This is a genomic window from Microbacterium bovistercoris, assembly GCF_003387575.1.
GTDB lineage: Bacteria > Actinomycetota > Actinomycetes > Actinomycetales > Microbacteriaceae > Microbacterium > Microbacterium bovistercoris.
This window is the reverse complement of sequence record NZ_QUAB01000046.1, coordinates 214,217-229,177: the sequence shown is the minus strand read 5'-3', so window position 1 is coordinate 229,177 and position 14,961 is coordinate 214,217. Positions and strand designations below refer to the sequence as shown.

Genomic DNA, 14,961 nt, shown 5'->3' with positions numbered 1-14,961 from the left:
GAAAGAGGAGCCACCCATGGCACTGACCCCGGATGACGTCGTCCACAAGGAGTTCCAGCACGTTCGGTTCAAGGACGGATTCGACCCGGACGAGGTCGATGACTTCCTCGACGAGATCGTCATCGAGTGGCGCAAGGCGCTCGAGGAGAACGCCGAGCTGAAGGCCAAGCTGGCGGCTTACGAATCCGGTGAGAAGGCAGCTGCCCCGGTGGCGTCGGCTCCCGCCGCCGCAGCTCCGATCTCGCACGAGGTCACCGGCTCCGCGACCGCGACCGCCGGCATCATCGAGCTGGCCCAGCGCCTGCACGACGAGCACGTCGCCGAGGGCGAGGCCAAGCGCCAGCAGCTCATCGCCGACGCTCAGAACGAGGTCGAGCGCATCCGCCGCGACGCAGAGGCGAAGCAGCGTGAGCAGTCCGCGCGTCTCGAGCGCGAGCGCAACACGCTCGAGGGACGCATCACCGAGCTCCGCGAGTTCGAGCGCGACTACCGCTCCAAGCTGCGCAGCCTGATCGAAGGTCAGCTCCGCGACCTCGACCAGCGTGCCGCGTCGACGGATTCGACTCCGGTCTCGGCCATCGGACTGTAAGTCGTTGACCCGTCGCCCTCTTCGTCGGTCGGCGGCCGGTGCGATCGTCGCGGTACTCGCGGCGGTCGTGCTGGCCGCCGATCAGTTTGTGAAGCACCTCACCATCACGTACCTGCCCTATGGCAAGGCGGTGCCGGTCCTCGGTGATTTCCTGCAGCTGTTCTATGTGCGCAACCCCGGAGCGGCGTTCTCGATTGGCAGCGGCGCCACGTGGATCTTCACGACCGCCCTGGCGATCGTGGCTGTCGTGATCGTGTGGAAGGCCTTCGGTCTGCGCTCTCGGCTCTGGGCCGTCGTCCTCGGATGCCTGCTGGGCGGCGTGCTCGGCAACCTGACCGATCGCGTGTTCCGTGACCCAGGGTTCCCCGTCGGCGAGGTCGTCGACATGATCTCGATGCCCTGGATGATGCCGGCGATCTTCAACGTGGCCGACATCTTCATCGTCACGGGCATGATCTCCGTCGCGCTGCTCGTGCTGTTCGGGCTGCGGTTCGACGGCACGCGCGAACGGGACCACGAGGCCGCGGAGAAGGCCGCTGCGGAGAACCGCGACGCCGAGAAGGGCGCGACCGAGGGCGCTGCGCCCGAGGCATCCCCGTCGTCGGAGAGCTGAGCGTGGAGTCGCGTACCCTGCCGGTCCCGGACGGCCTCGACGGCGCTCGTGTCGACGCCGCTCTGGCGAAGATGCTGGGCTTCTCACGCACGTTCGCGGCTGAGGTGGCCGAGGCCGGCGGCGTCTCCCTCGACGGCGTGTCCCTCGGCAAGTCCGACCGCCTGCGCGGCGGCGGCTGGCTCGAAGTCAGCTGGCAGCCCAAGGAGGAGCCGCGCATCGTGCCGATCGCCGTCCCCGAACTGGGCATCGTGTACGACGACGACGACATCGTCGTGGTCGACAAGCCCACGGGTGTCGCTGCGCACCCGTCGCTGGGCTGGGAGGGCCCGACCGTGGTCGGTGCCCTCGCCGCGGCCGGGTTCCGCGTCGCCACGAGCGGCGCCGCCGAGCGCCAGGGCGTGGTGCACCGCCTGGACGTGGGCACCAGCGGCCTGATGGTGGTCGCGAAGACCGAGACCGCGTACACCGCTCTCAAGCGGGCCTTCAAGGAGCGCACGGTCGAGAAGATCTACCACGCCGTGGTGCAGGGGCACCCCGACCCGCTGGTCGGAACCATCGACGCGCCGATCGGGCGTCACCCGCACCACCAGTGGAAGTTCGCCGTCGTGCCCGACGGCAAGCCTTCGGTGACGCACTACGAGACGCTGGAGGCCTTCCCCGGCGCCTCTCTGCTGGAGATCCACCTCGAGACCGGTCGCACGCATCAGATCCGCGTGCACATGGCCGCGCACCGGCATCCATGCGTCGGCGACCCGCTCTACGGCGCCGACCCGAAGATGGCCGAGCGGCTCGGCCTGACCCGGCAGTGGCTGCACGCGCATCAGCTGGCGTTCACGCATCCCGCGACGGGGGAGTGGGTCGAGTTCGAGTCTGCGTACCCCGCGGACTTCCAGCACGCTCTGGACGTCCTCCGCTCATCCGGATACTGAGCGCCCTTCGTCTCGTCGCTGCGCTCCTCGCTCAGGACCCGCGGTGCAGGGCCCCTGATGTCGGATGCCGCTGGCACACTGGCCGCATGGACATCGAGGTGCGTCCCGCGATCGAATTCGACGACGTCGCGGCGGTCATCGGACCGCAGAAACCGACGTCGAACGTGTGCTTCTGCCTGAACTACCGCCTGGGCAGCACCGAGGCGCGGAAGCTGCGTGAACCGCAGCGCTCCGAGAAGGTGCGCGAGCTGTGCCATCAGGATCCGCCGCCAGGGGTCATCGCCTATGGAGACGGCGTTCCGGTCGGGTGGGCGGCGCTGCATCCGAGACGCGACACGAGCTTCGCGCGGAACCGGCTCATCCCGCACGTGGACGACCTCGACGTGTGGTCGCTGTGGTGCTTCCGGGTGCGGCCGGGCTTCCGCAAGCAGGGCGTCATGCACGCGCTTGTCGACGGTGCGGTCGCCTACGCGCGGGAGCGCGGGGCGCCGGTCATCGAGGGGTACCCCGTCGACAACGCCGGTGCGAAAGTGAACCAGACGATGGCCTACGTCGGTACGAGGTCACTGTTCGAGAGTGCCGGGTTCACCAAAGCAGCGGACACCGGATCCGTGCTCGACGGGTTTCCTCGTGTGCTGATGCGGCTCGAACTGGGCTGACCCTCAGAGCTCCGCGCCGCGTGCTGCGGCGACGGCTGCCTCGAGCGAGCGCTCCAGGAACGCGACCACGGCGTCGCGGTCCGCGTCGTCGTCGACGGCGAGGGTGACGAAGATCTCCTCCGCGAAGGACACCCACGCCCGCAGCGTGATCCGCAGGGCGCGCGAATCGGGTTCGCCGACCTCGAGGAGCGCCTCCAGCAGGTGCGCGGCGTTCTTCTCGCGGGATTCGTCCACGACCGCCCGCACGGCGGGGTCTCCACTGGCCACGCCTCGGACCAGTGAGAAGAACGTGCCGCGGTGCTCCCGCACGAACGTCGCGATGCGCTCCAAGGTGTCGTGCACGCGCTCGCGCGCCGGCAGCTCGGGTCGGGGAGCGGTGGCGGTGAGCAGTGCGTCGCGTGCGGTCGTGACGACGGCGCGGTGCATGCCCTGGCGGGTCTCGAAGTAGTGGAAGATCAGCGCGCGCGAGACGCCGGCGCGTTCGGCGAGCTCGTCGATGGTCAGCTCGTCCAGCGGATGGTCGCTCAGGAAGTTCACGCCGGCGGCGACGAGCTGAGCGCGGCGCTCATCCGGAGTGAGACGGATGCGGCGCTCGACGGACATGCCGAAATCCTATCGGCGGACGTTATTGACTATGAGTCAATGAGAGTTATGCTCGAAGTCGCGTCAACGAGGATGCTCACCCCAGGAGGATCGATGAAGAAGCCCACCATGAAGTTCTCGAAGCTGACCACCACGCACGGCGGGCGCATCGCCCTGGCCGCGGTCCCCGTCGGGATCGCCGCCGCCGTCCTCATGGGGGGAGTGGCCCAGGGGCAGGTCCCGGTCTCGTTCGCCGTGTCGGGCAGCCAGTTCCAGATCAGCGCGAGTCAGCTGGAGGGCACCGGGTTCTCGCAGTACGCCGGCGTCGCGACCGACTCCGAGGGTGGCCAGCACACCGTCGCGATCGCGAACATCAAGAGCGCGACCCTGGCCGATCTCTGCCAGTCGGTGGTCACCGAGACCCCGCTCGGCAAGGTCGGTGTGCTGATCAAGGCCGGCGGTGGCGACGCCCCGGCATCCGCCTCCGACCTGCAGATCGGCATGACCGGGCTGAAGGGCGATGCGTCGTTCGGGAACATCCGCATCGGCGTGGACGCGTCGACTGTGGGCACGGAGGAGAAGGGCACCGCGGGCGACTTCGCCCAGGACGCCGACACCGTCTCCATCAAGGGTCTGCAGCAGACCGCATGGAGCACGCAGGCCTCGGTGTTCACGCTCACCGGCATGAGCCTGGAGCTGACGGACGGATCAAAGGGATGCTTCTGAGCGGAGCGCATCCGATGTCTGACAGCGAGGATCTGGACCGGACCATGTCGTCGCGCCGCGAGCGCCGCGCCTCAGCGCGCGCCGACGCGACCGCCGCGGAACTCGAGTCCCTGCTCGCCGGCTCCGAGGAGGAGGTCCCGGAGCCGGATCGCGCAGTGACGGGCGCGCGCGGCGCCTGGCAGCGCTTCCGCGCGTGGGCGAAGCGTCGGCCGTTCGTCGGCGGCGTGCTGGTCGCTGTCGGCGGCGTCGAGATGTTCTTCTCCGGCCAGCTCGACATCGGCCATCTGCATGTACAGCTCGGCATCGAGGGGCTGCAGGCCACGATCATCCCGATCGCCCTGCTGCTGCTCGGTGTGCTGGCGATCACGATGCCTGTGCACCACGTGTTCTACGGGGTGCTCGCGCTCGTCGTCGCGCTGTACTCGCTGATCGGCGTGAACCTCGGCGGGTTCCTGATCGGCATGATCCTGGCCTCGGTCGGGGGTGTCCTGGTGGTGGCCTGGATGCCACGGAAGCATGCCGCGGTCGCCGAGGCCGATGCTGTTCCCGACGGCGTAGAGGTCGCCTCGTGACGGCTCGCCGGACGAGATTCGCGGCCGCTGCACTCGCGGTGTGCGCGCTGGTGATGCCGCTCACCGTCGGCGCTGCCCCTGCACCTGCCGCGACGGTGCGGCACACCGGATTCTGCGATGTGTTCCCGTGGCTCTGCCCGAAGCAGGCGGACCCGCTTCCGACGCCGTCGCCGACCGCTCCGGCATCCGGAAGCCCCGAGGATCCCTCCCAGAGCACTCCGACGGTGCCGGGGGCGAAGCTCCCAGCTCCGGCCCCCACTCCTACGCCGGTCGTCGCCGAGCCGGACGCCGATGCGCCGGTGTTCACGGACACGCCCGCGCAGATGGGATCGAAGAGCCTGTCGTTCAGCGGCCTGAAGTCGATCGGCATCGTGACCGTTCCCACCACGAGCGGCAAGGACGTGCGGGTGCTGAAGATCAGTGCCGACACGATCACCATCACCGGCTTCTCCCTGTCGGTTCGCCCGCCGGATCACGACGGCCTGGTCACCGACGCTGACACCATGTCGCTGAAGGGCGACGTCACGGTGTACCTCGGGTCCCTGACCGCGACCGGTAAGGACGGCAAGACGCTGTTCACCTTCGGGCTGGACACGCCACCGTCGCTGGACGATGTCGAACCGGGCCTGCTGCACGTGAAGATGGGCCTCGTGGGCACGATCGCCGATTCGATCAGCTACAGCAACACCGACCAGAGGATGGTCTCGAAGAAGTGAGCCCGGGCCAGGCGGTGTCGGGGCAGCCTCGTAGACTCGAAGCATGGCATCCGACTCCTTCGTGCACCTCCATGTCCACAGCGAGTACTCGATGCTGGACGGTGCGGCGAAGATCGGCGCGATGACCCAGGCGGCGGCCGAGTACGGCATGCCGGCCATCGCGGTGACCGACCACGGGAACACTTTCGCGGCGTTCGAGTTCTACAACGCGGCCAACGCCGCAGGGGTCAAGCCGATCATCGGCCTCGAGGCGTATGTCACCCCCGGCACGCACCGCAGCGACAAGACGCGAGTGGCGTGGGGCTCGGCGGACCAGAAGAGCGACGACGTCTCCGGTGCTGGTGCGTACACCCACATGACCATGTGGAGTCAGAACACGCAGGGCATGCACAACCTGTTCCGGCTCAGCTCCCTCTCCAGCATCGAGGGCTACTACTTCAAGCCCCGAATGGACCGCGAACTGCTGCAGACCTACGGCAAGGGTCTGATCGCCACCACCGGGTGCCCCTCCGGCGAGGTGCAGACCCGCCTGCGTCTGGGGCAGTACGACGCGGCTCGCGCGGCGGCGGCGGAGTTCCAGGACATCTTCGGCAAGGAGAACTACTTCGCCGAGATCATGGATCACGGCCTGTCCATCGAGCGGCGGGTCATGACCGACCTGCTGCGCCTGGCCAAGGACCTGAGCATCCCGCTGGTGGCCACGAACGACTCGCACTACACGCACCAGCACGAGGCGGATGCGCACGAGGCCCTGCTGTGCGTGCAGTCGGGGTCGACCATGGACGACCCGAACCGGTTCAAGTTCGACGGTGACGGCTACTACATCAAGACCGCGGCCGAGATGCGGCAGCTGTTCCGCGACCACCCCGAGGCGTGCGACAACACGCTGCTGATCGCCGAACGCTGCCAGGTCGAGTTCGACACCGCCGCGAACTACATGCCGAAGTTCCCGGTGCCAGACGGCGAGACCGAGGACAGCTGGCTGGTCAAGGAGGTCGAGGCCGGCCTGCACTACCGCTACCCCGGCGGCATCCCCGACAAGGTGCGCAAGCAGGCGGAGTACGAGCTCGGCGTCATCCTGCAGATGGGCTTCCCCGGTTACTTCCTCGTGGTCGCCGACTTCATCAACTGGGCGAAGAACAACGGCATCCGCGTCGGACCGGGCCGCGGTTCCGGTGCCGGTTCGATGGTGGCGTACGCCATGAAGATCACCGACCTCGATCCGCTCGAGCACGGCCTCATCTTCGAGCGATTCCTCAACCCGGACCGCGTCTCGATGCCCGACTTCGACGTCGACTTCGACGATCGCCGTCGTGGCGAGGTGATCGACTACGTCACCGAGAAGTACGGCTCCGAGCGCGTCGCGCAGATCGTGACCTACGGCACGATCAAGTCCAAGCAGGCGCTGAAAGACGCGGGACGCGTGCTGGGCTTCCCCTTCAGCATGGGCGACCGGCTCACCAAGGCGATGCCGCCCGCGGTGATGGGCAAGGACATGCCGCTCAGCGGCATGTTCGACAGCGGGCACCCCCGCTACAAGGAGGCCAGCGAGTTCCGTGCCCTGATCGATACGGACCCCGAGGCCAAGACGGTGTTCGAGCGCGCCCTCGGCCTGGAGGGACTGAAGCGGCAGTGGGGCGTGCACGCCGCGGGCGTGATCATGTCGTCGCACCCGCTGCTCGACATCATCCCCATCATGAAGCGCGAGCAGGACGGTCAGATCGTCACGCAGTTCGACTACCCGTCGTGCGAGTCTCTCGGCCTCATCAAGATGGACTTCCTGGGGCTGCGCAACCTCACGATCATCTCGGACGCCCTCGACAACATCCGCCTGAACCGCGGGGAGGAGCTCGACCTCGAGCACCTCCAGCTCGACGACCGCGCCGTGTACGACCTCCTGGCCCGCGGCGACACGCTGGGTGTGTTCCAGCTCGACAGCCCGCCGCTGCGTTCGCTCATGCGCCTGATGAAGCCCGACAACTTCGGTGACATCTCCGCACTCATCGCGCTGTACCGGCCGGGCCCCATGGGCGCGAACTCGCACACGAACTACGCGCTGCGGAAGAACGGGCAGCAGGAGATCACGCCGATCCACGCCGAGCTCGCCGAACCCCTCGCCGACATCCTCGAAGAGTCCTACGGCCTGATCATCTATCAGGAACAGGTCATGGCGATCGCTCAGAAGGTGGCGGGCTTCAGCCTCGGACAGGCAGACATCCTGCGGCGCGCGATGGGCAAGAAGAAGAAGTCCGAGCTGGACAAGCAGTACGAGGGCTTCTCGGGCGGTATGAAGGAGCGCGGTTACGGCGAGGGCGCCGTCCAGGCCCTGTGGGACATCCTGCTGCCCTTCTCGGACTACGCGTTCAACAAAGCCCACTCGGCGGCGTACGGACTGGTCTCATACTGGACCGCCTACCTGAAGGCGCACTATCCGGCCGAGTACATGGCGGCGCTGCTGACCAGCGTCGGCGACTCGAAGGACAAGATGGCGCTGTACCTCAACGAGTGCCGCCGCATGGGCATCAAGGTGCTCCCGCCCGACGTCTCGGAGTCGATCAACTTCTTCGCGGCCGTCGGGGAGGACATCCGATTCGGCCTCGGCGCTGTCCGCAACGTCGGCAGCAACGTCGTCGACGGCATCATCGAAGCGCGCAAGGAGGAGAAGTTCACCTCGTTCCACGACTTCCTGAACAAGGTGCCGCTGCACGTCGCGAACAAGCGCACGGTCGAGTCCCTGATCAAGGCCGGCGCGTTCGACACGATGGGCAACACCCGCCGGGCGCTGCTGGAGATCCATGAGGACTCCGTCGAAGCCGCCGTGAGCACGAAGCGCAGGGAGGTGAACGGCGAGGTCGGATTCGACTTCGACAGCCTCTGGGAGGCCGATGAGGTCCCGCCCGTCCAGGTGCCGGAGAAGCCCGAGTGGACCAAGAAGGACAAGCTCGCCTTCGAACGGGAGATGCTCGGCCTCTACGTCTCCGACCACCCGCTCGCCGGACTCGAGGTGCCGCTGGCCAAGCACGCCTCGATCTCGATCCACGACCTGCTCGCCTCCGAGGACCTGCAGGACGGCGACCAGGTCACCGTCGCCGGGCTCGTCACCAGCGTGCAGCACCGGGTCGCGAAGGCCAGCGGAAATCCCTACGGCATGATCACCGTCGAGGACTTCAACGGCGAGGTGACCGTCATGTTCATGGGCAAGACGTACACCGAGTTCCAGCACGTGCTGCAGCAGGATGCGATCCTGGCCGTGCGCGGACGGGTTTCGCGCCGCGACGACGGACTCAACCTGCACGCGCAGTCGGCGTTCGCGCCCGACGTCGGTTCCTTCGACGCCGCCGGGCCCCTGTCACTGGTCGTGGCGGAGCAGCGTGCGACCGAGCGCGTGATGATCGAACTGGCGGAGGTGCTCCGACGGCATTCCGGTGAGACCGAGGTCGTGCTGAAGGTGCATCGCGGCGGCTCCGCGAAGGTGTTCGAGGTGCCCATGCCGGTCTCCGTCTCCGCCGACCTGTTCGGCGATCTGAAATCGCTGCTGGGCCCGTCCTGCCTGGGCTGAACACCGCCGTACGCCGTCATCGGCGGCGGACGGACGGTCTCCGCCGGTAGGATCGGGTCGCGTACCCGGCGCTGCGAACTCCCCAGACGCGCGCTGCGACGAAAGGAACACATCGATGAGCACCGCGGCCCCCGACGATGGCGTGCTGTACGAAGAGCAGGTCGAACCCCAGCCCGGCACCCTCGGGATGACATTGCGCGAGCTTCTGATCGTGGCCTGCTGGCTCATCGGATTCGTCGTCTCGTTCTTCCCGGTCGGCGGCCTCGGCGCCGGCTCGCTGTGGCAGAGCGGACTGCACTGGATCCTGCCGGTCGCGGTGCCGACGGCGGCCGTCTTCCTCATCGTGCTGCGGCGGTTCTCGCCGGAGGGCATCCGGCGGATCGGCTCGCTGGGCGTGGACCAGTTCGCGTCGGTGGCCTTCTCGGTCTCGGCCGTGCTCTGGGTGCAGCTGCTCTGGGACCTCGGTTCCGCATCGGCCTCGGCCGGTGCGTTCCTGGTCGGCTGGGCACCGATCGTCGAGACCGTCGTCGCTCTCGCGCTCGTCGTGCTGACCGTGCTCGCGCCGCTCGTACCCGGACTCCGTGACGATTTCCAGGGCCGGCTCGAGACCCTGGCGCATCGCAACGCGAACCCGGTCCGTCCGGTGATCGTGCCGGTGCGCGCCGACCGCGAGCTCCTCGCGATCGAGGCTCCCGCCCGCGAGGCGGAGGCACCGGAAGCAGCGGAAGAGGCCGAAGCGCAGGAGGAGGACTTCCTGTTCGCGACCGGGCCGGATGCCGTGACGGAACTGCTCACCGCGGGCGAGGAGGACGACGACCTCGCCGGCGCCGAGGAAGCGGACGACGAGACCCACCGCACCGGCGAAGCACAGCCGGCGGAATCCGGGCAGCCGTTCTGGATCCTCACACCGGATGCGCGCGAGGTGCTCGACGAGCACGGCCGGGAGCTCTTCACCATCGGACCGCACGCCTGGGCGCTCGTGATCGACGATCGCGGCGGTGCCTACGTCATCCGCCATGACGACGGCCGCATCGGCTACCTGCACGACATCACGAACATCACGAAGGGCTGACCCTGGTGCGCACCATCGACCTCCGCGGACAGGAACTCTCCGCCGCGGCAATGCTCGCCGCCGTCCCGCGGGCCGTGCAGGCCCGCGCCGAGGCGCTGGACACCGCCGCGCGCATCGTCGACGACGTGCACCGTCGCGGCGAGGAGTCGCTCCGCGAACAGGCGGAGCGGTTCGACGGCGTGAGCGGGCACGAGATCCGCGTTCCCGCGGAGCACCTCGCCGAGGCGCTCGCGTCGGTCGATCCTCGCGTCCGCGCGGCGCTCGAGGCCGCCATCGACAGGGTGCGCCGCGGATCCGCGGCGCAGGTGCCGGACTCGCGCACCACCGAGATCGGCCCCGGCGCGCGCATCGTGCAGCGCTGGCAGCCGGTCGACCGAGTGGGCGTGTACATCCCCGGGGGCAAGGCGGCACTGGCATCCAGCGTCGTGATGAACGTCGTCCCGGCCCAGGTCGCAGGCGTCAGGAGCATCGCGCTCGCATCGCCGGCGCAGAGCGCCCACGCCGGGCGGATCGATCCGACCATCCTCGCGGCCGCGGCCCTGCTGGGCATCGACGAGGTGTACGCGATGGGCGGTGCCGGCGCGATCGGCGCCCTCGCCTGGGGCGTGGACAGCCTCGGTCTCGATCCGGTGGACGTGGTCGCAGGACCCGGGAACAACTACGTCGCATCGGCCAAGCGCGCCGTCGCCGGAATCGTCGGCACCGACTCCGAAGCGGGGGCCACCGAGATCCTGATCGTTGCGGATGCCGATGCCGACCCGGTGCTCGTCGCGGCGGATCTCATCAGCCAGGCCGAGCACGACGAGCAGGCCTCGGCCGTGCTCGTGACGGACTCGCCCGAGCTCGCCGAGCGTGTGGCGGAGCAGGTCAGCACCCTGACCGCACGCACCAGGCACAGCGCACGCGTCCAGGTCTCGCTGAGCGGCCCGCAGTCGGCGATCGTCCTGGTCGACGACCGCGCCATGGCCGTCGCCTTCAGCAACGCCTACGCTCCGGAGCACCTCGAACTGCACCTGGCCGATGCCGACGAGGCTGCGGGCGACTTCACGAGCGCGGGGGCGGTGTTCCTCGGTGACCAGACGCCCGTGAGTCTTGGCGACTACATGGCGGGCAGCAACCACGTGCTGCCGACCGGCGGGCAGGCCCGCTACGCGCCGGGTCTCGGGGCGTACACCTTCCTCCGCCCGCAGCAGGTGATCTCCTACGATCGGGAGGCCCTCGCCCTGGTGCGCGAGGGTGTCGTCGCACTCGCCGAGATCGAGGGGCTGCCGGCTCACGGCGAGGCCGTTGAGGCGCGCTTCACCGCCGTGAGCTGATCCGGCGAGTACTCTGGAGCATCATGCACTGCCCCTTCTGCCGGCATCCGGACTCCCGCGTGATCGATTCGCGCACCAGCGACGACGGACTGTCGATCCGCCGCAGACGCCAGTGTCCCGAGTGCGGCGGGCGCTTCACGACGACCGAGACGGCGAGCCTCGCGGTGATCAAGCGGTCCGGCGTCGTCGAGCCGTTCAGCCGTGACAAGGTCATCTCCGGCGTGCGCAAGGCCTGCCAGGGGCGTCCGGTGACGGAGGCGGATCTCGCAGTCCTCGCTCAGCGCGTGGAGGAGGCGGTCCGGCAGACAGGCGTCTCGCAGCTGGACACCAACGAGATCGGGCTGGCCATCCTCGGACCGCTGCGCGAGCTCGACGAAGTGGCATTCCTGCGCTTCGCCAGCGTCTACCAGGCCTTCGACTCGCTCGAGGACTTCGAGACCGCCATCGGCGAGTTGCGCGCCGACCGTGCGAAGGCCGGTGCCGCCGACCGGTAATCTGGCAGGGATGTATCCGCTGCTCTTCCGCCTCGTCCTCTCGCGCTTCGATCCGGAGTTCGCGCACCACGCCGGTATGGCCGTGATCCGGGTGGCCGGCGTGCCTCCGTTCTCGTGGGTCGCCGGCGGGCTGACCAGGCCTCGGCCCGAGCAGCGCGTGCAGGCGCTGGGCCTGTCGTTCCCCTCGCCCTTCGGCGTGGCCGCCGGATTCGACAAGAACGCCGTCGGTGTGCGCGGCCTCGCCGCGCTCGGGTTCGGTCACGTCGAGGTCGGCACCGTCACCGCGATCCCGCAGGACGGCAACCCGAAGCCCCGGCTGTTCCGGCTCGTCGCCGATCGCGCGGTCATCAACCGGATGGGCTTCAACAACGAAGGAGCGGATGCCGCGGCGAAGCGCCTCCGCAGGCTGCGCCGCCGCGCCCCGAAGACGGTGATCGGCGTGAACATCGGCAAGAGCCGGGTCGTCGACGTCGAGAACGCGACGGCCGACTACGTGGCATCCGCGACTCGACTGGCGCCGCTGGCCGATTACCTGGCCGTGAACGTCTCCTCGCCGAACACTCCCGGCCTGCGCGGACTGCAGGCCGTCGAGACGCTCGCACCGCTGCTGCGCGCGGTGAAGGATGCCGCGGGCGAGACCCCGCTGCTCGTGAAGATCGCCCCCGACCTGCCGGATGAGGAGATTGCCGCGATCGCCGCGATGGCGGTGTCCGAAGGGCTCGCCGGCATCATCGCGCACAACACCACGATCGGTCGTGAGGGCCTGGTCACCGATCCGGCCGTCGTCGAGGCTGCGGGGGCGGGCGGGCTCTCCGGAGCGCCGCTGAAGCAGCGCTCGCTGGACGTGCTCGCCGTCGTGCGCGCAGCCGTACCCGCCGACTTCTGCGTGATCGCCGTCGGGGGAGTGGAGACTGCGGAAGACGTGCAGAAGCGCCTGGATGCCGGGGCCACGCTGGTGCAGGGCTACACGGCATTCCTGTACCGCGGACCGTTCTGGGCGCGCCAGATCAACCGCGGACTGCGCAGCGCAGCTCGCTGATCAGCAGAATCCTGGGTCCCTGAGCCTGTCGAAGGGTCAGTCGGGGTACTGGCCGCGCTTGACCTGAGCCTTGGGCAGGCGCATGAAGCGCATCTGCAGGGAGCGCATCGCGGCGTACCAGCCCAGACCGCGCTCCAGGCGCTCCTTGCCGAACTTCGCCGCGGCCTTGCGCTTCACGCGCCACGCGAGCAGGACCATGTCGAGCACGGCGAGCAGCATGAAGATCCAGAGCGCGATCATGGCGCCGTACGCGATCGTCGTGATCGGCATCAGTGCCGCGATGATGACGACGATCATCATCGCCATCACCCACTCGCTGAGATGCCAGCCGGCGTCGACGTAGTCGCGCACCCAGCGGCGCTGCGGGCCCTTGTCGCGCGGCGGCAGATACTTCTCCTCGCCGTTCTCCATGCCGATGCGGGCGCGGTTGCGACGCGCCTGCAGGTCGGCCTTCGCCGCGGCGCGGGCCTCCTTGGTGTCAGCCACGAGGGGGCGACGGCGCGCGGCCTCCTGCTCGGAGCGCTTCGGGGTGGCGCGGCCCTTGCCGACGGCGGGCGTCTCGGGGGCGTCGTCGCTGGCGGGGGGAGTGGAAGCGGGCACAGCAGTCCTCATGTCGTGGATCGGGGATCGTTCCTTAAGATTACTCGCATGACCACCATCTCCTCCCCGTCGTCCGCCGAGCAGGACGCATCCGTCCTGGAAGCGGTCGCGACCGGCATCCCCGCTGCCCTCTCCGACCTCGGTGCGCTCGTGCGCATCCCCGGCATCGCCTGGCCCGCATTCGACCAGACGCAGCTGGAGCGCAGCGCCGACGCGGTGGCCGACCTGGCCAGGGGCACCGGCGTCTTCGACGAGGTGCGCGTGCTGCGCGCCGCGATCCCCGGGACCGACGAGATGGGACAGCCCGCCGTCCTGGCGACCAGGAAGGCTCGCAACGGACGCCCGACGATCCTGCTCTACGCCCACCACGACGTGCAGCCGCACGGCGACGAAGCACTCTGGGAGACGCCGCCGTTCGAGCCGACCGTCCGTGACGGCCGCCTCTACGGGCGCGGCGCCGCAGACGACAAGGCGGGCATCATGTCGCACATCGCTTCGCTGCGCGCGGTGTCCGAGGTCCTCGGCGACGATTTCGACCTCGGCGTCTCGCTGTTCATCGAGGGAGAGGAGGAGTACGGCTCCCGATCCTTCGCGCAGTTCCTCTCCGACAACGCCGACGCGCTGCGCGCCGACGCGATCGTCGTCGCCGACTCGGGCAACTGGGATCAGAGCACGCCGGGACTGACCGTCTCGCTGCGCGGGAACGCGCGGTTCACGCTGAAGATCCGCACGCTGGAGCACGCCTCGCATTCGGGCATGTTCGGCGGGGCGGTTCCCGACGCGATGATGGCGGCGGTCACGCTGCTGGCCACCCTGTGGGATGCCGACGGCGCAGTGGCCGTCGAGGGGCTGGGGGCCAGGGATGCAGAGACGCCGGCCTACGGCGAGGACACGCTGCGCGACGAGACCGGCCTGCTCCCCGGTGTGTCGCCGATCGGGCGCGACGAGATTCTGAGCCGCATCTGGAACAAGCCCTCCGTGACGGTCACGGGCATCGACGCGACCAGCGTCGAAGCGGCATCCAACACGCTGCTGCCGGAGGTGAGCGTCGTGATCAGTTCGCGCGTCGCCCCCGGCCAGCGGGCGGCGGACGCCTACGCGGCCCTGGAAGCGCACCTGCGGGCGCATGCGCCGTTCGGCGCGGAGCTGACCTTCAGCGACGTGGACCTCGGCGACGGATTCCTCGTGGACACGACCGGATGGGCTGTCGAGCTCACCCGCGGGGCGATGGCGGACGGCTACGGCGTGGCGCCGATCGACCTCGGCGTCGGCGGATCCATCCCGTTCATCGCCGATCTCGTGCGCGAGTTCCCCGGTGCGCAGATCCTGGTCACGGGTGTCGAGGACCCGCACTCGCGCGCGCACAGCCCGAACGAGTCCCTGCACCTGGAGACCTTCCGCAATGCGGTGCGCGCAGAGGCGCTCCTGCTCGCACGGATGAACCGCGCGGCGCAGAGCTGAGGGAGCAGGCCGCCCCGAGCCACGCGGCGGTAGA

Annotated in this window: 15 protein-coding genes; 13 read left to right on the top strand and 2 right to left on the bottom strand. The window is 69.0% G+C overall.

The features are described from left to right. The first annotated feature begins 16 nt into the window (after positions 1-16). The 4 genes from DY023_RS14370 (at position 17) to DY023_RS14355 (ending at position 2,790) form a co-directional block, all read left to right on the top strand. Positions 17-589: a DivIVA domain-containing protein gene (locus DY023_RS14370; protein ID WP_116243016.1), complete on the top strand. Its 573-nt coding sequence runs from the start codon at positions 17-19 to the stop codon at positions 587-589. Between the two features lie 4 nt (positions 590-593). Continuing rightward, a complete protein-coding gene (gene lspA, locus DY023_RS14365; RefSeq protein ID WP_181905858.1) occupies positions 594-1,202 on the top strand; it encodes a signal peptidase II in 609 nt (202 codons plus the stop codon). 2 nt (positions 1,203-1,204) lie between these two features. Next, positions 1,205-2,131 (top strand): RluA family pseudouridine synthase, encoded by a 927-nt coding sequence (locus DY023_RS14360; RefSeq protein WP_116243015.1) that lies wholly within the window; start codon positions 1,205-1,207, stop codon positions 2,129-2,131. 86 nt (positions 2,132-2,217) lie between these two features. Next, positions 2,218-2,790: a GNAT family N-acetyltransferase gene (locus DY023_RS14355; protein ID WP_116243014.1), complete on the top strand. Its 573-nt coding sequence runs from the start codon at positions 2,218-2,220 to the stop codon at positions 2,788-2,790. Positions 2,791-2,793: 3 nt separating this feature from the next. On the opposite strand, the gene DY023_RS14350 is transcribed toward DY023_RS14355, so the two are convergent. After that, entirely contained in the window at positions 2,794-3,393 is a 600-nt protein-coding gene (locus DY023_RS14350; RefSeq protein WP_116243013.1) for a TetR/AcrR family transcriptional regulator, read from the bottom strand. 108 nt (positions 3,394-3,501) lie between these two features. Here DY023_RS14350 and DY023_RS14345 point away from each other — a divergent pair, with 108 nt between their 5' ends. The 8 genes from DY023_RS14345 (at position 3,502) to DY023_RS14310 (ending at position 12,866) form a co-directional block, all read left to right on the top strand. Next, positions 3,502-4,098, top strand: a complete 597-nt coding sequence (locus tag DY023_RS14345; protein ID WP_116243110.1) for a DUF6230 family protein — start codon at positions 3,502-3,504, stop codon at positions 4,096-4,098. A 14-nt stretch (positions 4,099-4,112) separates the two neighbouring features. Next, positions 4,113-4,670: a DUF6114 domain-containing protein gene (locus DY023_RS14340; protein WP_245958719.1), complete on the top strand. Its 558-nt coding sequence runs from the start codon at positions 4,113-4,115 to the stop codon at positions 4,668-4,670. Next, the gene (locus tag DY023_RS14335) at positions 4,667-5,386 is read left to right on the top strand and encodes a hypothetical protein (protein ID WP_116243012.1); all 720 of its coding nucleotides are present in this window, start codon (positions 4,667-4,669) and stop codon (positions 5,384-5,386) included. Before DY023_RS14340 ends, DY023_RS14335 begins: the two co-directional genes overlap by 4 nt. A 43-nt stretch (positions 5,387-5,429) precedes the next feature. Further along, positions 5,430-8,945: a DNA polymerase III subunit alpha gene (gene dnaE, locus DY023_RS14330; RefSeq protein ID WP_116243011.1), complete on the top strand. Its 3,516-nt coding sequence runs from the start codon at positions 5,430-5,432 to the stop codon at positions 8,943-8,945. A 115-nt stretch (positions 8,946-9,060) separates the two neighbouring features. Then, on the top strand, positions 9,061-10,017 hold the full coding sequence (locus DY023_RS14325) for a hypothetical protein (protein ID WP_116243010.1): 957 nt from the start codon (positions 9,061-9,063) through the stop codon (positions 10,015-10,017). Positions 10,018-10,019: 2 nt separating this feature from the next. After that, positions 10,020-11,333 (top strand): histidinol dehydrogenase, encoded by a 1,314-nt coding sequence (gene hisD / locus DY023_RS14320; RefSeq protein ID WP_181905864.1) that lies wholly within the window; start codon positions 10,020-10,022, stop codon positions 11,331-11,333. A gap of 23 nt (positions 11,334-11,356) precedes the next feature. Continuing rightward, entirely contained in the window at positions 11,357-11,827 is a 471-nt protein-coding gene (gene nrdR, locus DY023_RS14315; protein ID WP_116243008.1) for a transcriptional regulator NrdR, read from the top strand. 10 nt (positions 11,828-11,837) lie between these two features. Then, positions 11,838-12,866, top strand: a complete 1,029-nt coding sequence (locus tag DY023_RS14310; RefSeq protein WP_116243007.1) for a quinone-dependent dihydroorotate dehydrogenase — start codon at positions 11,838-11,840, stop codon at positions 12,864-12,866. A 36-nt stretch (positions 12,867-12,902) separates the two neighbouring features. On the opposite strand, the gene DY023_RS14305 is transcribed toward DY023_RS14310, so the two are convergent. Further along, positions 12,903-13,478 carry a DUF3043 domain-containing protein gene (locus DY023_RS14305; protein ID WP_116243006.1) on the bottom strand — a complete coding sequence of 192 codons (576 nt, stop codon included), beginning with the start codon at positions 13,476-13,478 and terminating at the stop codon, positions 12,903-12,905. Positions 13,479-13,514: 36 nt separating this feature from the next. On the opposite strand from DY023_RS14305, the gene DY023_RS14300 reads away from it, so the two are divergent. Then, positions 13,515-14,927 carry a dipeptidase gene (locus DY023_RS14300; RefSeq protein ID WP_116243005.1) on the top strand — a complete coding sequence of 471 codons (1,413 nt, stop codon included), beginning with the start codon at positions 13,515-13,517 and terminating at the stop codon, positions 14,925-14,927. Positions 14,928-14,961: the final 34 nt, after the last annotated feature.

Excerpts from the sequence above, each read along its gene's own strand:
- DY023_RS14370 (WP_116243016.1), top strand. The coding sequence starts at position 17 with ATGGCACTGACCCCGGATGACGTCGTCCACAAGGAGTTCCAGCACGTT.
- DY023_RS14355 (WP_116243014.1), top strand. The coding sequence starts at position 2,218 with ATGGACATCGAGGTGCGTCCCGCGATCGAATTCGACGACGTCGCGGCG.
- DY023_RS14350 (WP_116243013.1), bottom strand. The coding sequence starts at position 3,393 with ATGTCCGTCGAGCGCCGCATCCGTCTCACTCCGGATGAGCGCCGCGCT.
- DY023_RS14345 (WP_116243110.1), top strand. The coding sequence starts at position 3,502 with ATGAAGTTCTCGAAGCTGACCACCACGCACGGCGGGCGCATCGCCCTG.
- DY023_RS14340 (WP_245958719.1), top strand. The coding sequence starts at position 4,113 with ATGTCTGACAGCGAGGATCTGGACCGGACCATGTCGTCGCGCCGCGAG.
- dnaE (WP_116243011.1), top strand. The coding sequence starts at position 5,430 with ATGGCATCCGACTCCTTCGTGCACCTCCATGTCCACAGCGAGTACTCG.
- DY023_RS14325 (WP_116243010.1), top strand. The coding sequence starts at position 9,061 with ATGAGCACCGCGGCCCCCGACGATGGCGTGCTGTACGAAGAGCAGGTC.
- nrdR (WP_116243008.1), top strand. The coding sequence starts at position 11,357 with ATGCACTGCCCCTTCTGCCGGCATCCGGACTCCCGCGTGATCGATTCG.
- DY023_RS14310 (WP_116243007.1), top strand. The coding sequence starts at position 11,838 with ATGTATCCGCTGCTCTTCCGCCTCGTCCTCTCGCGCTTCGATCCGGAG.
- DY023_RS14305 (WP_116243006.1), bottom strand. The coding sequence starts at position 13,478 with ATGAGGACTGCTGTGCCCGCTTCCACTCCCCCCGCCAGCGACGACGCC.
- DY023_RS14300 (WP_116243005.1), top strand. The coding sequence starts at position 13,515 with ATGACCACCATCTCCTCCCCGTCGTCCGCCGAGCAGGACGCATCCGTC.